The following is a 2310-nucleotide window of genomic DNA, read 5'->3' on the forward strand; positions in this document are numbered from 1 at the left end:
GTTTAAAGCGCTTTTCAGGAATGGGTTTAATGAATTTTCCAGCATTAGTAAACGGATCAAACTGAACGTTATGAATTATAGCCCAACACAGAGCTTGCAGTTCACTATTAGAAAGCTTACTGTTGACAAATCTATGATTAAACATGCGAACTGAACCTGACATATTGCAACTCCTAATTTCTTTTGAGAAATAAGATAAACATGAATTTTATATATTTAAACAGCATTTCAAAAAACGGCAGCATCCCAAAAGGAACACTGCCGCTGTTTATCAAATTTATCTGTCAAAAACCAAAAACTTAACCCCGAACATTCACCACATAACGACCCACTACTTTACTTGATATAAAGCGATCCAAGTATTCTGGCGTTTGCTCAAGCGTAATTTCTTCGCCATAGCTCTCAAGATTGGGCAGTTTCATATCGGTCGCGACACGCTCCCAAATGGCTTTTTTATCCGCCAATGGAATATAGACCGAATCGATACCCAATAATGACACCGCTCTGGTGATGAACGGCATGACGGTCATGGAAAACACTGGCGAAGATGCCAAACCACACGTAGTCACTGCGCCGCCAGCTTTGGTTTGCTTGAGTAAGTTTGCTAGATAATCACCGCCAATCGTATCAATGGCGTTTGCCCATAGCTCACGACCGACAGGTTTATTGCCGACTTCATTAATAGTATCGCGATGACGCACCTCGCTTGCTCCTAAGTCTTTTAGGTGATCGCTTTGCTCTGGTTTCCCTGAGAAGGCAATGACCTCGTAGCCCAATTGCTTTAAGATTGCGATACTGATGCTGCCGACACCACCAGTTGCGCCAGTAACGGCTACTGGTCCGTCACTTGGTTTTGCGCCCATCTTTTCTAACTTTTGAATACTTAAAGCTGCCGTCAAGCCACCAGTACCATAAGTCATCGCTTCTTTTAGCGTCAATGAAGACGGACATTCGACCGCCCAATCCGCTGGGATAGAGATCATTTGACTGAGACCGCCAGACGTATCCATGCCCAAATCATAACCGAATACCACAACCTCTTGCCCTGGTTTAAAAGTTCCAGACTTGTCACTGACTACGATGCCTGCTGCATCGATACCAGGCGTATGTGGATATTGCTTGGTGATTCTTTTATTGCCGCTTGCTGACATCGCGTCTTTGAAATTTAACGATGAATAATATACTTCGATTAATAGGTCATTCTCAGGCAAGTCACTGACGTTACGCTGTTGGATGCTTTTTTTGAATTCACCGTCGCTAGTTTCTTCGACTACCAAGGCTTTAAACGTTGTGTGGTTAGACATAAGGCTATTCCTAATTAGATTTCTTTATATAGATATTCATTTGCGAGTATAGAAAAATGCTTAAAGAACAGCTTAAGGCTTTAAGAGCACTTTACCGCTTTTTTCTGACTGCATTTTTCCATCAACCGCTTTTAAGATATCTGCCAAATCAAATGTCGCTTCCGTTGGTAGTTTTAACTGACCACTAACGGCGCGGTCTATCAGCTCATCAACCAAACGCTGTTTATTCTCGACGCTCATCTCTTGGCTAAGTTTACTGCCCCAAAAGCCTTTGAGTACGGCTTGCTTAAAGATCATATCAGTCGGATTAAGCATCATCGGCTTACCGGACATCGCACCAAATACGGCAAATGTGCCGCCATGACCGAGCAGTGATAATAAAGCACCACTGTCTTCACCGCCGACAGAATCAACCGCTGCGCTGATTTTTTCCTCACCAAGGATAGATTTTACTTGCTCTTTCCAGTCATTATCTTCGGTATTGATATTATTTTCGACCCCAATGGCTTCTAGCTCTGCTACCGCATCGTTACTGCGTACCACGTTGATGGTTTTTACCCCACGTGCAGCGGCTAGCATGGCGAGTGACTTACCGACTGCGCCATTGGCGGCGTTCTGGATAACCCATTGACCGGCTTGTAATTCTAAGAACTCAAGCAACATCAAAGCGCTCAGTGGCATGGCAATCAATTGCGCTGCCATCTCATCGTCTAAGCTGTCGGGTACAGGAAATACCATATTTTCCACAGCAACGAAATACTCTGCCCAAGTCGCTTGCACACTGGCCGCTGCGACACGTTGACCGACTTTTAAATTTTTAACTTCGCTACCGACCGCATCGATGATACCAACCGCTTCACTACCACCGATGGCAGGCATTTCGGGTTTGAAACCATATTTACCACGAATGGTGAGTAAGTCGTGATTATGAATGGAGGCCAAGATGGTTTTGACGCGGACCTCATTGGCCTTGGGTTCTGGAGTAGGGCGGTCGCCGATGCTGAGT

2 protein-coding genes are annotated in these 2310 nt (G+C 44.7%); both read right to left on the bottom strand.

The window, feature by feature from the left end:
- Nucleotides 1-299: 299 nt before the first annotated feature.
- The gene (locus tag VLN09_RS09705; protein WP_325246010.1) at nucleotides 300-1304 is read right to left on the bottom strand and encodes an oxidoreductase; all 1005 of its coding nucleotides are present in this window, start codon (nucleotides 1302-1304) and stop codon (nucleotides 300-302) included.
- A 72-nt stretch (nucleotides 1305-1376) separates the two neighbouring features.
- On the bottom strand, nucleotides 1377-2310 hold a 934-nt coding region (locus VLN09_RS09710), incomplete at its 5' end, for a zinc-binding dehydrogenase (RefSeq protein ID WP_325246012.1).

The sequence above is a fragment of the Psychrobacter sp. genome (genome assembly GCF_035469765.1).
In the GTDB taxonomy this organism is placed as follows: domain Bacteria; phylum Pseudomonadota; class Gammaproteobacteria; order Pseudomonadales; family Moraxellaceae; genus Psychrobacter.

Excerpts from the sequence above, each read along its gene's own strand:
- VLN09_RS09705 (WP_325246010.1), bottom strand. The coding sequence starts at position 1,304 with ATGTCTAACCACACAACGTTTAAAGCCTTGGTAGTCGAAGAAACTAGC.